The sequence below is a fragment of the Bdellovibrio svalbardensis genome (assembly GCF_029531655.1).
GTDB classification, from domain to species: Bacteria; Bdellovibrionota; Bdellovibrionia; order Bdellovibrionales; family Bdellovibrionaceae; genus Bdellovibrio; species Bdellovibrio svalbardensis.
In genome coordinates, this window is the sequence record NZ_JANRMI010000001.1 from 794,846 (window position 1) to 810,291 (window position 15,446).

Below are 15,446 nucleotides of genomic sequence, written 5' to 3' on the forward strand. Positions count from 1 at the left end.
TCGGGACAAATATGGCTGATCAACATATTGAACCAGAACTCACAGTTGGAGAAATTATCAAACTGTATCTGTCACACTGGCGCATGTTTGCGGTGTTTACGGTGGTTCTTTTTGCAGTGAGTGCGGTCGTCTATGTCGTAAAGATCCCCTATGTTGCGACCACGAGCATGGTTTTTAATGACACCCAAAACTCGTCATTGCAGGCGTTCTCAAGTCAGTTCTTTGGTCTTTCGAAATCGCTTCAGGATTCAAAGAAGGGCAGCAGCGTTCTTTCAAAGCATATCGAGTATTTGAAAACTCGTGAGTTCTTTGAGGCGCTTTTAGTTAAAATCAACGAACGTGGTAACAGCGCCAAGATCACATTGGAAGAGCGACAAGGGTATGAGCAGCTCAAGGCCGACTACCTGAATAAAATTACTGACAAGCCTGAAAGCAAACTCGAAGTTTTGCAAAAACTTGATAAATGGATCAAAGCGACTTTGGATTCTGATTTTGAAATCAAGTTGACGGCAGCGACCCCCAGTCGTGCCTTGTCGCTTTTTCTGGCGAATACAGTCACAGAGCTTGCTGGTGATTTGCTGAAGAAGCGTGAGTCCGAAGAAATCACCCGTGTTGAAGAATTCATAACCACTCAGAAGAGGATTGCAGACGAAAAGCTCAATGAGTTGGGGCATCAGCTGGCTGAAGTTCAAAACAAAGATGAAAGTATTTTGCCGCTGGCCTCTAAAGACAAAATGGGAGAGTACGTTTCAGATCTGTTAGTTCGAGCCAATGAGATCAAGCTGAAGATGGCCGAAAATAAAAAACTCATTGAATATCTGGGCAAAGACCGGTCGTCGCAAAAAGAGAGCACCCTGTACGGTGTCGGTGGAAAGATCGAAACTTTGAAGTTCGAAAATAACCTGCTGGCAGGAAAGCTTTCTCAAGTTCAAGGATCGATAGACCGCCTGAAGCAAGAAGTGAAAGAGCTTCCCTATCAAGCACAAATGGCCGAGGACTTGAAAAAGAAATCTGACATGGAGTTCAATCGTTATAAGGAACTCAATGCTGCATTGGGAAAGGTGGAGGCTGCAAAGCTTTCTATCGGAACGCGGTTTGAAATTTTGGACAGCGCACGCTGGGAGACGACTCTTCCGCAAATTGGTTTGTTGGCTCTGGCCCTGTTGTCGATTCTTCTCAGTCAGTTCTTTGGTTCTTTGATTATTTACTTCCGCTACTTGTGGAATCCAGATGTGGTGACGGCACAAGCGTCACGCAATCTGCTTATTTTTGATAATCACTCCGTTGATCCGCGCGTGATTATCGAAAATTCAAAAATTAAATTTAGTATGAAGAAGCAGGACAGCACTTCAGAACATGAGAATCATAAGGACGATGAGAAAAAAGAAATCGCTTGGAATTTACTTAATGTAGGACAGAGTTCAGACCGAACTCAGTAGGTGTTTATGAATAAGATACTCGCGTCACTTCTGATGATCCTTGTTTCTGCGGCCTTTATAGGCTGTGGAAATAAAGTTGGCAGTCAGCTTCAGCAATCTGTGCAAGTGAATCAGGATGCCAAGTCTTTGGCAGAATGGGAAAGTTCGGAATCAAATCCCGAGGCTTTGTTTGCTGAATGGCGCAAAGACTTGAATAATGACGCTGGTAAAAATGCTGGTAAAGACTTGGAGCCAGCCAAAAAATTGAAACAGGAGATTTGCCAGGAGCTTCAAGCCCTGGATGGGCAGTCATTGTCCCTTTTTGAAGGCGAGATTCGCGATGACGCCAACCGCGAATTGCTCGCATCGTGCAAACAAGCTTTGTTGCAGCAGCTGGAGCGCTATTTCGCAGCGGAAAGAAGCACGTTAACAGTGCAAGTAAATGCCCTGAAACCGAAGGCCACTTCGAACAGTTTCAAGTTTCCTGATAATATTCAGAAACGTGATTTCTCAAATGGCTATTTGGCGGTGACTGGCGATGTGGCTAAAAAAGAAGTGATTTTGACTTTTGATGATGGTCCAAGCCCTGAGTACACGAAAACAATTCTTCAGTCTTTAAAGGAAGTCGGGGCGAAAGCTCATTTCTTCCAGCTTGGTAAAAATGTTCGCGTCAATGCGGATATCACAAAGATGGTCGCGGCGGATGGACATATGGTGGGCTCTCACTCTGTGACTCATTCTTGTATTGGCAATTTGAAAGAGTGTGGTCATGCAAACGGTGGTCGCCAATTTACTTTTGAGGAAGCCACTAAAGAGATTATAGGCGGGCATCAGGCGGTTTATGATGTTCTAGGCTGGGTCGATCCCATTTTTCGTTTTCCGTTTGGCGCAGCTTCGCCGGAACTGCGAAAGTTCCTAAATACAGCGTCAACGGCTGAGTTCTATTGGAATATCGATAGCGAAGATTGGAAGGCGCAAACGAATGAGAACCTTCTTCGCAACACCTTGGCGCAGCTGGATGCCAGGGGGCGCGGAATCATTCTTTTCCATGATATTCAAAGAAGAACAGCGGAAATTTTGCCGCAGCTTTTGAGCGAGCTTTACACCCGAGGTTACAGTGTTGTACAACTTCAATCAGCGGATCCTGCCGCAAGGTACAACAGTAAACTGGTGAAAAAGCATCTTCCTTAATTGCTTTGTTTTTGAATGAGCAAACCCGATATAGATCGTCCCTCAACATGGAAAGCTTATCGTTCTGATATGTGCAATGGCTGCTGGGGTGGCTGTTGCACGATGCCGGTAGAAATCAAATCATCTGATTTAGTTCGATTGGGTGTTGCCACAGAGGACGAGGTCACAGGCTCGGTCAAAAAGCTCGCGAAGCGCTTAAAAAAAGAAGGGATCATTGAATCCTATCGCGCCGGAACCGAGTTCTTTATGTTGTCCCAAAAAGCCAATCGCGACTGCCGTTATCTTGATTCAGTCACGCGTCTTTGCACCGTGTATGAAAAACGACCGGACACCTGTCGCCAGTTCCCCTCCATTGGGCCGCGCCCTGGATTTTGCCCCGGGGGCAAAATAGAAAATAGAAAATAGAGATTGGAAATTGGACTGGAGAAGGAGTGTCTTGTTTTGAGACAGAACCTTTTCAGGGTAATGGCGCGGTGAGTGAAGCAAAAGGTGCCAGGCACCTTTTGCGGGATTTGTGGTTGTCGGGTTTTTGGTCAGGTGGGGGCGCGGAAGTGTCACTGACTTGGCATTGTCTCGCTTTGAAATGCTTAAATACGCGTAAATTCTAGAAGAAATGGCACGGGCACTGCTCTTATATCTAAATAAGAACAGGGAGGCCCCAATGAGCTTCACAGATAGAAAACTTGAAATCGCAACTTACGCACTTGTGGCAGTAATGATTGGTGGACTTGGATATATATTCAAGACGCCAGTACAAGCGGTTCTTGCGAACTCTGATGTGAGCTATGAGATGCCTCGCCCGAAATCATTCTTGGCGGCTTTGTTCGGTTTGGGCCTTGAAGATCGCGAGATCAATCGTAAATACGTTAATCCATTTGATAAAAAGAAAGCTGACGCTAAAAAAGTAGCTGATGCAAAAGTGGCGGCTCCATCGGCTCCAAAAGCCGTAGCACAAAAGAAAGCTGACGCAAAGAAGCCCGCGGACGCAGAGAAAAAACCAAATGTTGATGTCAATGTTGTGGGTGCAGAATCAGACTCAGGCCTTGCGGGAAGCGACATCGCAGCAGGTGGCAATGGTGGCGGTCGTGTTAATTTCGAAAATAACGCAAAAACTGCTGCAGCGGCAAATGATGCTGCTAAAGATGAAAAAGGCTTGAGTGGCTCTCAATGGATCGCCCTTGTATCTGCTCAGCCAACGAAAGAAAACGTCGCAAAATTGATCAACGCTTACTTCTCTCAGGAAGTTGACGATGCAACTTTCTACACAATCGTAAATGATTTGCTTCGCAACAATAAATCTGAAACTCAAGCAATGGGTCTGTATGCAGTAAGCTCTGTTTATAACTCACAAAGCTTCTCGATTGTGGCGACAAGCTATGATCAATTGTCTTCTGAAAACCAGGCTAAGGCACAAGCTTACTTGACGAGCTATGCAAACACAGGTCGCTCTGGTGTTCTTTTGACAGCTTTGAAAAGTTCGAAAGCCGAAGTTGTTGAGCTAGCAGCGCAAGTCATCATCAAAGGTTATCAAACTGCAAAATCTAACACGACTGTTACAGATCCACGCAACTCTCGCGGCGACGTCGTAACGGCTTCGAACGCGGTTTCTGATTACTCTAAATTTATCCCGGTGTTTCAACAGCTTGCACAAAGCTCTGACGCAGCAATCGTAGGCCTTGCAAATTCGGCATTGAGCCAAATCCAAACGGGAGTGGCATCTCTTTAGAACTGGACACCAGCCGGATTATTCGACGACAATAGCCTCATGAAGCTTTGTCGTCTTTTGCTTTTTATAGGTCTGAGTTTGTCTGTTGTCTTGGCTGAGGCCGCGGCAGATCTACCTAAGAACCTGACTACTTCTGATCAAATACGGGCGTTGGAAATTCTTGGTTTGGGAACGTCATCGAAGGTTCTCGACAACCCTTATCCTCTCGGTGGGTACACCGGGTTTGAGGTTGGTTTGACGTCCGAGTTTATTCCGATGGAAGACCTATCGAAGTTGGGAAGTAAAACAAGTGACAGTGGTGAGTTTAATTACTACACCCTGACCTTGGGCAAAGGCCTTTACTACAATGTCGACACTTTGTTTTACTTCACGCCGGCAATTCAAACACAGAAAGTGCAATCTTTTGGTGGTCAGGTGCGCTGGGGCTTTTACGAAGCTAGTTTCTTTCCGATTTCATTTTCAGCAATGGCCTATGCTGGCGGCGCGAACTTTTCAAATTTGATCAATGTAACCACGCTTGGATTCGATCTTATTGCGACAGTGGCCATTGATAACGTGGCTTTATATTTTGGAGAAGGTCGAATTAATGCCCAAGGAACTTTCATCGGCGGTGCTGATGGAATCACGGCGACGAAAGAGACTGAAAAACAATACGTCACAGAAGCTCACACTCTTGCGGGCCTGAATGTGAACATCGCCAAATTCTTCGTAGCGCTGGAAATTGATCGCTACGTCGATTCAGTCTACAGCGGAAAACTGGGTTTTAGATTCTAATCTTTTTGAGATTTTTCGATGATCTTGGTCGTAGATCTTCCATCTACGAATTGCAGTGACATGACTTTGCCACCATAGGACATCACAAAGGGGGCGCCGACGATGGAGTCGATTTTCCAATCGCCACCTTTAACCAAAACATCGGGTTTAACTTTGTGAATAAGATTTTCCGGAGTGTCTTCGCTGAAGATGACCGTGAAATCGACACAGCCTAATGCCGCCAGAATTTCGGCACGATCATTTTCATTTTGAATGGGACGGGTTGGGCCTTTAAGGCGTTTCACACTGGCGTCGGCATTGACTCCGATAACCAAGGCATCACCCAAAGAGCGGGCTTCTTGCAAATAGCGCACATGACCCACATGAAGGAGATCAAAGACGCCATTTGTGAAAACGATTTTTTTACCTTGAGAACGAAGAGGAGCCAAAGCCGCTTCGATATTATCAAACGTACGGACTTGGCCCATGCTGACTATACCTTCTTAAGAAGTTTTGCTCCAGTGATGGAGCCCGCGAAATCAATGCCGGTCAAAGCAGACGCGATCGGGAAAATAATAAAACCAGTGAGGATAACAAGAGCACTGCGCGCCGCCACTTTCAAGCCGTACATAGCAGTGTTCAATTCTTCAGGCTTGCCAATGCGCTGATCAAAAGCCCACTCACCAGGAGTGCAGCCCATGAAAATACGATTCACTGTCAAATAGATGAAAGCCACAGTTGCGAACATCGCCACAGTAGAGATGTAGATCATGCCTGATTCATCTGGATGAGTCAGGTTGCCGATCAAATCCACTTTCGTGATAACTAAAAGAATAATCATGCACAGAAGACTTGCCGCGATCACTAACATAGAATCTAACATCGCTGAAGAGAAGCTCCAAGTTGTCGCTTTGAACTCTTCTTTGGTTGTTCCAGTGATTTTGTTTTTAGTCTTAGTTTCGTCGAAGTCGAAGCGACGGCTTTTTTGAAGAGTCTTAAGAATCTCATCCACCGCAGCAGAAGAAGAACCGTCTCCGCCGACTTCAGTCAACGTGCCTGGAGTTGTCGAAGGCATAGGTGTTTTTTTGCGTGGAAGTGGTGGACGAAGAGGATCTACGGAAGATTCTTCGATCAATTCCAAGCCTTGGTCTTTGATGAATTTTTGGGAAGTGAAAGTGTCCACTTGTGCATCAGCCTTAGCAGCCGCTGCTTTCTTCTTGTGGAAACCTAGACCATCCGTGAGTGGTTTAAACTCAAACTCTTCAAAAGGATCCATTCCTTCTCCTGTCTACCCTTCGACTTCGTCGAAGTAACATCTACACTCCGACTTCGTCGGAGTACCTTCTCTACCGAAGCTCAACACATCAAATCAAAGTCATACTTTAGGACTGATACCAGAGCCATGCAAGCCGTTTCAACTCGCAAAACCTGCTGGCCTAAAGTCACTGGATGAAGGCCTAGTTCAGTGAACTTTTGAACCTCAGCGTGAGAGAAGCCGCCTTCGCTGCCCACGATGATCCAAATGTCTTTAATTCCTTGGGGATGGTCCGCTTTAACTTTGGCGCAATAGTCCTTGATGCTTAATGTCGAAGACCCCTCGTAAGCAAATAGACCCACTTGTGAGTCGCTGGGGTTAGTGAAAACCGAAAGTTTCTCGATAGATATGACGGGAAGGACCTTCATCAGGTCGCCTCGGCCACTTTGTTGGGTTGCTGACTTTACGATCTTGTCCCAGCGGTCGATCTTATTTTCAGAAATCTTGTCGCCCTTACGAACGAAGCTGAATTCTGAAAAGAAGGGTTGAATGCTGGTCACGCCTAGTTCAACCGCTTTTTCCATCACCGCATCCATCACTGGAAAACGGGAGACCGATAAAGCGATATGCACATGGGGAGTCTTCAAAGCGGGGATCACGCGTTCTTCCAGGACTCGAGCAGTGGCATTCTTCTTGGTCACTTGTGTGACTTCCACGAAGTATGCCTTGCTGTCTTCAGTGAGGACTTCGAATTTAGAGCCCACGTCTTGGCGACACACATCGAAAATGTGATGAAAGACGTCACCTGTGAAGTTGACTTGATCTGCGAACAGATCTTTTTTCTCAATCCAATATCTTCTCATACCAAGCCTGCTTACACTCCGACTTTGTCGGAAGAAGGTGATTGCACCCAGTAGCCAACCCATTCATCTTTTTCAAGACGGCGAACTACAGTCAGACCAGAGCCTTCGAGGAATTTTTCGAAGAAATGATTGTCACGCTCTTCAAGAATTCCTGTCAGTAGCATGTGGCCGCCAGGTTTCAAAACGCGCATCAAATCTTTTTTGATATTGATCAAAACGCCATCGATGATGTTAGCAACGACCACGTCATAAGGGCCGCGTACATCTTCCAGAAGTGATTCAGGAATGTCGATGGTTTCAAGTTTGTTGATTTTGACGTTTTCACGAGCCACGCGACGAGCTTCGGGATCGATTTCGATGCCAGTGACGGAGCCCACGCCATCCATTTTCGCAAGCATGGCTAAGATCGCAGTACCCGTGCCGACATCTAACAAATTCCATTTGCTGACAACACTTTTATTTTTCTCAACCAATTTGTTGATGAAGAATGCCATCATCTGAGTGGTGGCGTGAGTGCCTGTACCGAATGCCATACCTGGATCGATATAAATCGCGTGTTTACATTCAGGAGGTGGTTGTAACCAAGAAGGGATCACCCAGAAATCGCCAACAAGTTTGAAAGGTTTAAAGCCTTTTTTCCACTCGGCGAGCCAGTCTTTGTTTTCTTCTTCGAAGATGCTCCACTTGATCAATGAACTGTATTCCTGAAGGCCTTCAAAGAAACTCTTTTCAGGATTTTCCGGGAAGAACACATCCATGTCGTGAGTTGCTACATTGGTGATGCGAGGATCATAGGTCAGATCGGGCTGTGTAAACACCAAAGCCTCTGTCACTCCAGAGGCGCCACTGCTAAAGCAATGTGTGGTGATGATGTCTTCAAGGTCAGCTGGGACCTGGCTTAGGCGAACGCGGAAATAAGAATTGTCACTCATGCCCCGAGTTGTTATCAGAATCGGCGACTTTTTCAAGTGTTTCCGCTGCTTTGTTAGTTTCTTGGGCTACTTCCGAGGCAGCTTTTGAAGCCGCTTCATGGGGAACAGCCTCCGCTTTCGCTACAGCGGGCTTAAACTCGGTGGCACCTTGTAAAAGCTTCTCTGTGGACGGGAGGGCAGGTGGTTGGACCACAGGGCCTGCCGCCGTGGGAGGCGTTAGAGGTGAAGGAGAATGAACTCCCGCCGCAGCTGCAACATTAGGGAGGGGCGCTGCCGCGGGAGTTGTAGTTGTTGTCGTTGTGGAAGTTGTGAGGGTGGTCACAACTGTTGTCGTACCAGCGGCCTTTTCGTCGTCGCTGGCAACTTTACGTTTTTTTGGTTTGGAGTTATCGATGAAAGAGCCCTGCAAATCAATGCGGTCTCCGGTCATGATTCCAGTTTGTTCAAGCATTGGCAGTTCATCACGGGAAAGCAGATTGAATTCACGCGCCACTGCCACTTTGTCAAAAATGGCGATGATTTTAAGTTGTCCTACCGGAATAAGAATTTCACCGAAGGAATTGGCGCCACTGGCATCACGAACATTGATTTTTCGAACCGCCGTAACAACGAGATTCTTTTTTAGGCCTGAGCCTGCTGAAGCACTGATGTAGAAATCTTTATAGACAGCATCGTCTTCCGACAGCGTGATATTCCTGCGAACATCAATGACGGAGATATCGGCAGCTTTTGCATCCTGAAAAAAGCCTAAGATACATAGAAAGATGAGCATCATAAAAAACCCTTCCGTGGTTTGTCATAACCTCTATCGGTTGTCTCTTTTTGAAACTTTAGTGGCCCGGATTTAGGTCTGGGAAGGGGGGCCGTTGCTGATGATTTCAAACCATATTTTGTCGAATGATAAGAGGCGATGCGACACCGGCGCCGAAGTGGAGTTGAATGCAGATATCGCAGTAAGGATAAATCGCTGCTGGTTGGCTAGTTAGTTGGAAACGATCGCACCCTGAACAGAGCTATAAACTTTATAGCTGCCATCAGAAGTGGTCTGTTCAATTCCCGACATGTAGTTACCCACAGAGCTTTGCACATGATAAGTTGCACCACCGCCACCAGAGGCCGTACCCGTCTGAGTAGAACCCGAAACGAGGCCCGTTGTCTTTGCAGGATCTTGAAATTTAAGAGCAGGAATGTTTTTAGTGAGGCTCTCTAAAGAAGCATCCATTGAACAGCCCGCAGTCGTAACGGCCATCAATGCCAAAAATAATAACTTCTTCATACCGAAACCCTCCTGGATCAAACCCATTAACGTTCAGATGTATTACTTATCGGCAGATGCCGGAATTCTTTGAGCTTTCTCAATCTAGGACTTGAAGGTTTTGTTGGGATTTCATTTTGAGACACTGACGCAGCCATAGCCCCTAAAACAGCTTTTAACTTGGAGATATGATCTGCGAAGCTATTTGCAGATAGGGGCTTTGGGGTCTTTCTGACAGAGATATGTTTTTAGTTCTGCATTCTGTTCTTTCAGTGTTTCGACTTCTTGTTTTAAGGAAGCCATCTCGCGGTGAGTTTTCTCAGAATCATTACTCCATAGAGCGTAAAACTCTTTAATTGCATTGATCAAAGGTGAAACGAGATTGCCATAAGTCACTGACTTATAACCGTCGGCGTCGGTTTTCACAGCCTGTGGGAACACTTTTTCAATGTCTTGGGCAATGACCCCAATTTGTTCCGACTTGTCGGGATTTACGGAAGGCTTCCAGTGATAAGTCACCCCTTCTAGCTGCAAAACTTTATTGAGAGCATCCGGAATCACATGGATGTCTTTCTTGAAACGGCGATCTGAACCGTTGGAATAAGTTCCGGCGATCCACATATTTCCTGAAGAATTTGTAAAATTCATGCGTGCACCAGCGACGCTATCCCACAATCTAAACATTCCCGAACTTGTCTGATAGCCATAGCCAAAATTGCCTCCACCATCGGAGTCAGCATAGGGAACATAAAAATCCAGATTTGCGGATGATGAAGGTCTTCGAAGTGCAACGATGGCGGCGCTACTTGAGTAATCACCGATCGTGAGTTGGCTTGTTGACCAAGCACTGCCCGTGGAGGACCCGATGGCAACCTGTCCGCTGTTGTTGATGTTCATTCTTTGTGTCGGAGTGTAAGCAGTGCCGATCGTCAGGCCATTATTCGAATAGAAGCTAATTCCACCAGTGCCGACGTTAATAGCGGATGCAGACGTTGATTCAGGAATCCAAGTTGACCCACTCCATTTTGCGCCACCAGAACCGATGAGGGAGTTACTGGCAGAGGCGACGGTCAGGTATCCGCCATAAGTACTGTTGGCGATTCGAACCTGAGAAGTTGCTGTGCTTCCGGTCACAGACAATGTGTTGGCTGGGGCGGTGGTGCCAATCCCGACGTTGCCAGTACTATCAATGCGCATTTTTTCAGTAGCGCTTCCAGCAGTTGTCGTTCTGAACAACAAGACGCCTTTTTCTGCGCCCGGTGTAACGGTAGTTAATTTTGCTCCAATGTCAGCAGCTAAAACAACACTATTGGCACTGTTTGGTAAGCCTAATTGAATGAAGCTTGCGATCTCATTTGCCGGAGTGCCCGAAATGGCTTTCCGGTCAAATTGAACGACAGCAGCATCCCCACTCAAGTTATCATCGCCTGCTCGGACCACGTGTAGCATTCTTCCCGGTGTTGTTGTTCCAATTCCAATGCTGCCATCTGAATCGATTCGCATTTTTTCACTCATGCCAGTCCCATTATTGGTCATAAATTTAATACCACCGGGAGTTGACCCAGCTGCCCAGTTTCCGTCTGCAAATGGTGCCATGTAGGCAGCTGTGGCTGTGGCGCTGGTCGTGTCAAAAGTAGCTGCACTACCAAAGCTTCCAAGCTCATCTCCTTGCAATACCGGAGAGTAAGTTGTTTCGGCAGTGCCTCGATTTTTAAATGTCCAATATCCAGCAGCGACATTGTGATTGCCATATCTAGTAGCGCTATATGTAGATCCAGCGAAGCTGGTATCTAAAAGGTGAACTTTTGAAATTGGCGAAGTTGTTCCGACTCCCAAGTAACCACTGCTAAGCATAGTGACCTTGGGGTTGGCACCTCCGCCAGGCCAAAACTGAATTGGAGCGCCAGTATTTGTTAATAAGGTCAGGCCATTTGTGGAAGCAGAGCCTGCCGCCAAAATAGTTGTTGAAGGTTGAAGTGCGCCAGCGGCGGTATAGTTGGCGCTTAAGTATTGAAGGGATGCAGTTGTTGCGCTGGAGGACCCAATGATGATTCCAGAGCGGGCGGCCGTGTCGGATGTTTCGTTGGTAATATAAGCGAAGGTGGCAGCATTTTGGTCTTTTGAAATGTGTAGAATATTAGTTGGATTACTTGTGCCAATACCGACAGTGCCTCCACTTGGTGCAAGCAGAATGCTTCCTTTAGTCGCATGTGATGTAGAATCCAACGTCAAAGTTCCACTGGCTGCGGAACTACCATATATAATTGGAGTGTACATGCTGGTCGTTGCGGAAACACTGCCTGCGGAGCTGATGCTGCCTCCGGCGTTGATAGCACCACTGACTCCGACGCCACCACTAACAACAAGAGCTCCATTGTTTGAGGCGGTTGAGGCGGTTGCGTTCGTGATGGTCACAATACTGGGAGATGTTACAACTCCGGTGCCCGAAGATTGCAAAGTCACATTTTGATTTGTTCCACCTGCAGCAATCGTAACGGCACCAGAAGAGTTGGTGGTTACATTCGAGCCACCGGCAGAAGTGGTTAGACTGACCCAGGCACCGTTTTGATAAACTTCCGCAAAGTTTGTTGTTGTATTGTAGCGAAGCATTCCATTACCGGGTGATGCAGGTTGTTGCGCGGTCGTTCCATTCGGCATACGAAGAGCGTCAGTTTTTGAACCGATATCCAATGAGACTGCTGGAGTGGTCGTGCCTATGCCAATATTTCCCTTAAAGTAAGACTTACCATTTGTATTTGCATAAATGGCATATCCAGAGTTAAAGCCTGATGCGATGTCGATGGCCTTCGAAGCCTTTGATGTTCCCGTGTCGGCAAAAAGTCTTAGACCTGATCCAGCAACTAAACTGTCATTGATGCCCACATCAATGCCCCGAACATAGGACCCGCCAGCATTGTTAACGGAGGCATAGACATCCACGCCCACGGAGGCTCCATTTGATTCTGTTTCAACTAAAACACCCGTCGAGTAATTGGAACCATTTGCATAAGTGTCGAGGCCCGTCGCATTGGCTGCAGTGCTGGAAATATTGGATTTGAATCCAGTGTAAGAAGCAGTTCCTGATTTGACAATGTCTACAGATGCGTTCGGAAGTCCTGTACCAATACCAACGTTCCCGTTGGTATCGACAGTGACTTGAGTGATGTTGTTAGTCTTAATCGCAAAACTATTATTGTCGTTAGTTCCAATCGTAGCTGCAGCTCCGAAAGAGTTGCCGCCATTAAGGAAAAATCCCGCAGAGTCAAAGGTCGAACAACCTGCAACACCTGAAGCATTAAATGTAATCGTTTGCCCCACGCCGCAGGCGAATGAAGTGTAAGCAGTCCCTGTGCCATTCGCAGCGACAAGCCCGTTGGCTGTGATAGACGAAGCTCCTGTGCCGCCTTTAGAAACCGGCACAACAGAAGGGAAGTTGGCAGGATCGGCAGAGATAGTTCCAGAACTAACAGCGATACCGGCACCTGCTTGCACGACTCCTTTAGTGGAAGTGGTCGCATCATTCACAGAAATCACAGGCGTTGTCGTACCGGTAGCGACGACGACTGGAAGTGTTCCGGTCACACTTGTGACAGTCCCATTCGTCGGCGTCACCCATTTCAAGCCACCGGCTTGAGCCGAATCGGCAGAAAGGACCTGTCCGTCTGTGCCGACAGCAAGGCGAATATTATTGGTGCCATCACGGGTAAGCAGATCACCTTTGGTGGTCAGGGGAGACAGAAGATTGAAGGCCCCCAAAGCTGTAGTCGCACCTGTACCGCCATTTGCAATCGGAAGTGTTCCAGTCACGTCTGAAGCCAAGTTCACACTTGTACCATTGGTGGCACTGGTCACGCGACCTTGAGCATCCACGGTGATGTTCGCGCGGGTATAAGATCCTGGAGTCACCGCGGTGTTCGCAAGATTTAAAGTCACAGTGCCCGTTGTACCTCCACCACTTAATCCAGTACCTGCAGTCACACCAGTGATGGTGCCGCCAGAACCAGAAGACGAAGCGATTGAAATCCAAGAGCCTGAGTTGTATTGATAAATCACTTTAGAATCGGTCGCGAAGTAAATCGCTCCGGCAGAAGGAGAGCCTGGTTTGCTTGCATCCAAACCTGTTTGAATGCTTGGAGTGCCTCCCGCATTTGTAACCAAAGAATCGGTGATGCCATAACCAGTAAGAGTTGTTGGCTTACCGGTTGTGATCTTAGCCCAATCTAAAGCGGGAATATCTGCAGCGACCAACGAAGCCGCGCCAGAAGTGACACGTCCTTTTGAGTCCGTTGTAACTTTATAATAGGTGCCTGCAGTTCCTGCGTCGGCAAGAGTTAAAGTCGTAGAGCCTGCGGAAGAAGTCACATCACCAGAAAAAGAAGGCAAGTTCGCAGCAGGGATTGCTCCACTCAAATCACTGGCAAGCAATGGGGAGTTCACGAATGCGGAACCATTGTATTTCAAATAGTCTTTATTCGCAGGAGTCGTGATCGTAAGTGTATTTCCTTGAAGCTTTGCAACCGTGGCTGCCGCAGAGCCAGCCCCACTGGCCGTCACATCGCCAGTCAGTGCAGTGATATAGTTGCCTGCTGCCTGTTTATTATTGAAGGTGTTCCAATCTGCAGAAGACAAATAACCACTTGTCGAAGTGGTCGCTTGAGAAATCGAAATTGCTGGTGTGGTGGATCCATTGGTCACACTGAGAGGGGCACTGGCACTGACATTTGTGACAGTTCCACCACCATCATTGTCAGAACCAGGGGCCCATTTAGTGCCATCGTATTTTAAGACCTGACCCGTCGTTGGAGCGGCCGTTCCGACTGGAACTCCTTTGATTCTATCAACAGTCACAGCACCAATGCTGCCACTTGCATCGCCGGCAAGAGAGACATTGATGGCCTGACAAAGAAACTTACCAGCAACGGAGTTCCAGTAAGGAGTTTCATAAGTTGTACAGTTCGCACTGCCGACGGCAGTGTTGAATGCCGCGACAGTTTGATAACCGCTAAGAGTCGTAGAAAGATTTGTGACATCAGAAATAGCAATGGCCGAATTAATCCAATTCGTTCCATCGTATTTTAAAACCTGACCAGAGGTCAGTGCGGACGTTGATAAAGTGGTCCCGTTGAGTTTCGCAACGGACGGATTAGGATAAGTTCCGCCAAGATCTCCACCGGCAGTTGTTCCTGGCTGAAGAGCATTGACGATGCGGGAGTCATTTCCGGCAGCTACTGTATTCGCTGTTGTCCCCACATTCACAGTCAAAGCGGGAGTCGATGTATTATTGACTATGGTAAGGTAAGAATTGTTAGAGGTTACGGCTGTGACGGTACCACCTGAAGCTCCCGAAACGGCAGCACACGAAAGACTTGTCCCATCGTAACTTAAAAACGTTCCGGCAGCACAAGTTGGTAAACCCGTTTTAAGAACAAAGTCATCTGCGGTTTTTGATCCAAGAGTCTGTGCGGATTGAGCGAAAGCCGAATAAGGGACTGAGCGAATTTCACTATCAGGGTTGATGACTTTCCAGCCTGCGCCGTCGTGAAATTGCACGCGCAAAATTCGCGAATGACCTTGAGCCGGAGAGTAGGTGCTTGCAACATTATTGTTCGCATCGCCGCAATCCAAATTTGAAGAGTTATCGAAAACACTTAAAAGAGTTTTAGTTGGCGAGGGAGGAAAAAGTTTGGTTCCGGTACCGATCGGGACATCAAAAACCCCACCGGAATTCGTCATGTTCACAGCATTTTTTTGCTCACGATAGATAACACAGGTTCCTGCGGGATTTGTAATTTCAAATAAAAAGCTAACATTGTTGTATTCTAGAGGAGTGCCATCGGATTTAAGAATACGCCCTTGATAGGTTAACGAATTTGGTGAGGCTTTCGCATGGAAAGCTCCAAATATAGAGAATAGAATGATCAAGCACGTACCAGTTCTCATACTGATCTTATCGGCTTTTTAACAAAAATTATGAGACCCCATGGGACTGTTTATTAAATGAGGGATGCTAGTGTTCCTAAAATGAGACTTCCATTTGGCGTGGTATTGAGGCC

General features: G+C 47.0%; 12 protein-coding genes. 5 read left to right on the top strand and 7 right to left on the bottom strand.

Features of this window, described 5'->3' with window-relative positions; genetic code table 11:
• Positions 1-11: 11 nt before the first annotated feature.
• The 5 genes from NWE73_RS03840 (at position 12) to NWE73_RS03860 (ending at position 5,109) form a co-directional block, all read left to right on the top strand.
• Positions 12-1,439, top strand: a complete 1,428-nt coding sequence (locus NWE73_RS03840) for a GumC domain-containing protein (RefSeq protein WP_277576957.1) — start codon at positions 12-14, stop codon at positions 1,437-1,439.
• Positions 1,440-1,445: 6 nt separating this feature from the next.
• Positions 1,446-2,609, top strand: coding sequence for a polysaccharide deacetylase family protein (locus NWE73_RS03845; protein WP_277576958.1), 1,164 nt, complete (start codon positions 1,446-1,448; stop codon positions 2,607-2,609).
• Positions 2,610-2,624: 15 nt separating this feature from the next.
• Positions 2,625-3,014: a YkgJ family cysteine cluster protein gene (locus NWE73_RS03850; protein WP_277576959.1), complete on the top strand. Its 390-nt coding sequence runs from the start codon at positions 2,625-2,627 to the stop codon at positions 3,012-3,014.
• A 256-nt stretch (positions 3,015-3,270) separates the two neighbouring features.
• On the top strand, positions 3,271-4,335 hold the full coding sequence (locus NWE73_RS03855) for a hypothetical protein (RefSeq protein ID WP_277576960.1): 1,065 nt from the start codon (positions 3,271-3,273) through the stop codon (positions 4,333-4,335).
• A gap of 39 nt (positions 4,336-4,374) precedes the next feature.
• Positions 4,375-5,109, top strand: a complete 735-nt coding sequence (locus tag NWE73_RS03860; protein WP_277576961.1) for a hypothetical protein — start codon at positions 4,375-4,377, stop codon at positions 5,107-5,109.
• On the opposite strand, the gene rfaE2 is transcribed toward NWE73_RS03860, so the two are convergent.
• The 7 genes from rfaE2 to NWE73_RS03895 all read right to left on the bottom strand — a co-directional run bounded on the left by rfaE2 (position 5,106) and on the right by NWE73_RS03895 (position 15,333).
• A complete protein-coding gene (gene rfaE2 / locus NWE73_RS03865; protein WP_277576962.1) occupies positions 5,106-5,576 on the bottom strand; it encodes a D-glycero-beta-D-manno-heptose 1-phosphate adenylyltransferase in 471 nt (156 codons plus the stop codon). The two genes, NWE73_RS03860 and rfaE2, sit on opposite strands and share 4 nt — an antisense overlap.
• Before the next feature lie 5 nt (positions 5,577-5,581).
• Positions 5,582-6,364, bottom strand: coding sequence for an RDD family protein (locus NWE73_RS03870; RefSeq protein ID WP_277576963.1), 783 nt, complete (start codon positions 6,362-6,364; stop codon positions 5,582-5,584).
• An 80-nt stretch (positions 6,365-6,444) separates the two neighbouring features.
• A complete protein-coding gene (locus NWE73_RS03875; protein WP_277576964.1) occupies positions 6,445-7,206 on the bottom strand; it encodes an RsmE family RNA methyltransferase in 762 nt (253 codons plus the stop codon).
• Between the two features lie 11 nt (positions 7,207-7,217).
• Positions 7,218-8,138: a 50S ribosomal protein L11 methyltransferase gene (locus tag NWE73_RS03880; protein WP_277576965.1), complete on the bottom strand. Its 921-nt coding sequence runs from the start codon at positions 8,136-8,138 to the stop codon at positions 7,218-7,220.
• On the bottom strand, positions 8,131-8,913 hold the full coding sequence (locus tag NWE73_RS03885) for a hypothetical protein (RefSeq protein ID WP_277576966.1): 783 nt from the start codon (positions 8,911-8,913) through the stop codon (positions 8,131-8,133). The genes NWE73_RS03880 and NWE73_RS03885 overlap by 8 nt, the downstream gene beginning before the upstream one ends.
• A 207-nt stretch (positions 8,914-9,120) precedes the next feature.
• Entirely contained in the window at positions 9,121-9,414 is a 294-nt protein-coding gene (locus tag NWE73_RS03890) for a hypothetical protein (RefSeq protein WP_277576967.1), read from the bottom strand.
• A 180-nt stretch (positions 9,415-9,594) separates the two neighbouring features.
• Complete coding sequence (locus NWE73_RS03895) at positions 9,595-15,333, bottom strand: tail fiber domain-containing protein (RefSeq protein ID WP_277576968.1); 5,739 nt, start codon at positions 15,331-15,333, stop codon at positions 9,595-9,597.
• Positions 15,334-15,446 lie beyond the last annotated feature (113 nt).

Bases quoted from the DNA above. Each gene is read 5' to 3' on its own strand.
- NWE73_RS03840 (WP_277576957.1), top strand. From the start codon at position 12: ATGGCTGATCAACATATTGAACCAGAACTCACAGTTGGAGAAATTATC.
- NWE73_RS03845 (WP_277576958.1), top strand. From the start codon at position 1,446: ATGAATAAGATACTCGCGTCACTTCTGATGATCCTTGTTTCTGCGGCC.
- NWE73_RS03850 (WP_277576959.1), top strand. From the start codon at position 2,625: ATGAGCAAACCCGATATAGATCGTCCCTCAACATGGAAAGCTTATCGT.
- NWE73_RS03855 (WP_277576960.1), top strand. From the start codon at position 3,271: ATGAGCTTCACAGATAGAAAACTTGAAATCGCAACTTACGCACTTGTG.
- NWE73_RS03860 (WP_277576961.1), top strand. From the start codon at position 4,375: ATGAAGCTTTGTCGTCTTTTGCTTTTTATAGGTCTGAGTTTGTCTGTT.
- rfaE2 (WP_277576962.1), bottom strand. From the start codon at position 5,576: ATGGGCCAAGTCCGTACGTTTGATAATATCGAAGCGGCTTTGGCTCCT.
- NWE73_RS03870 (WP_277576963.1), bottom strand. From the start codon at position 6,364: ATGGATCCTTTTGAAGAGTTTGAGTTTAAACCACTCACGGATGGTCTA.
- NWE73_RS03875 (WP_277576964.1), bottom strand. From the start codon at position 7,206: ATGAGAAGATATTGGATTGAGAAAAAAGATCTGTTCGCAGATCAAGTC.
- NWE73_RS03880 (WP_277576965.1), bottom strand. From the start codon at position 8,138: ATGAGTGACAATTCTTATTTCCGCGTTCGCCTAAGCCAGGTCCCAGCT.
- NWE73_RS03885 (WP_277576966.1), bottom strand. From the start codon at position 8,913: ATGATGCTCATCTTTCTATGTATCTTAGGCTTTTTTCAGGATGCAAAA.
- NWE73_RS03890 (WP_277576967.1), bottom strand. From the start codon at position 9,414: ATGAAGAAGTTATTATTTTTGGCATTGATGGCCGTTACGACTGCGGGC.
- NWE73_RS03895 (WP_277576968.1), bottom strand. From the start codon at position 15,333: ATGAGAACTGGTACGTGCTTGATCATTCTATTCTCTATATTTGGAGCT.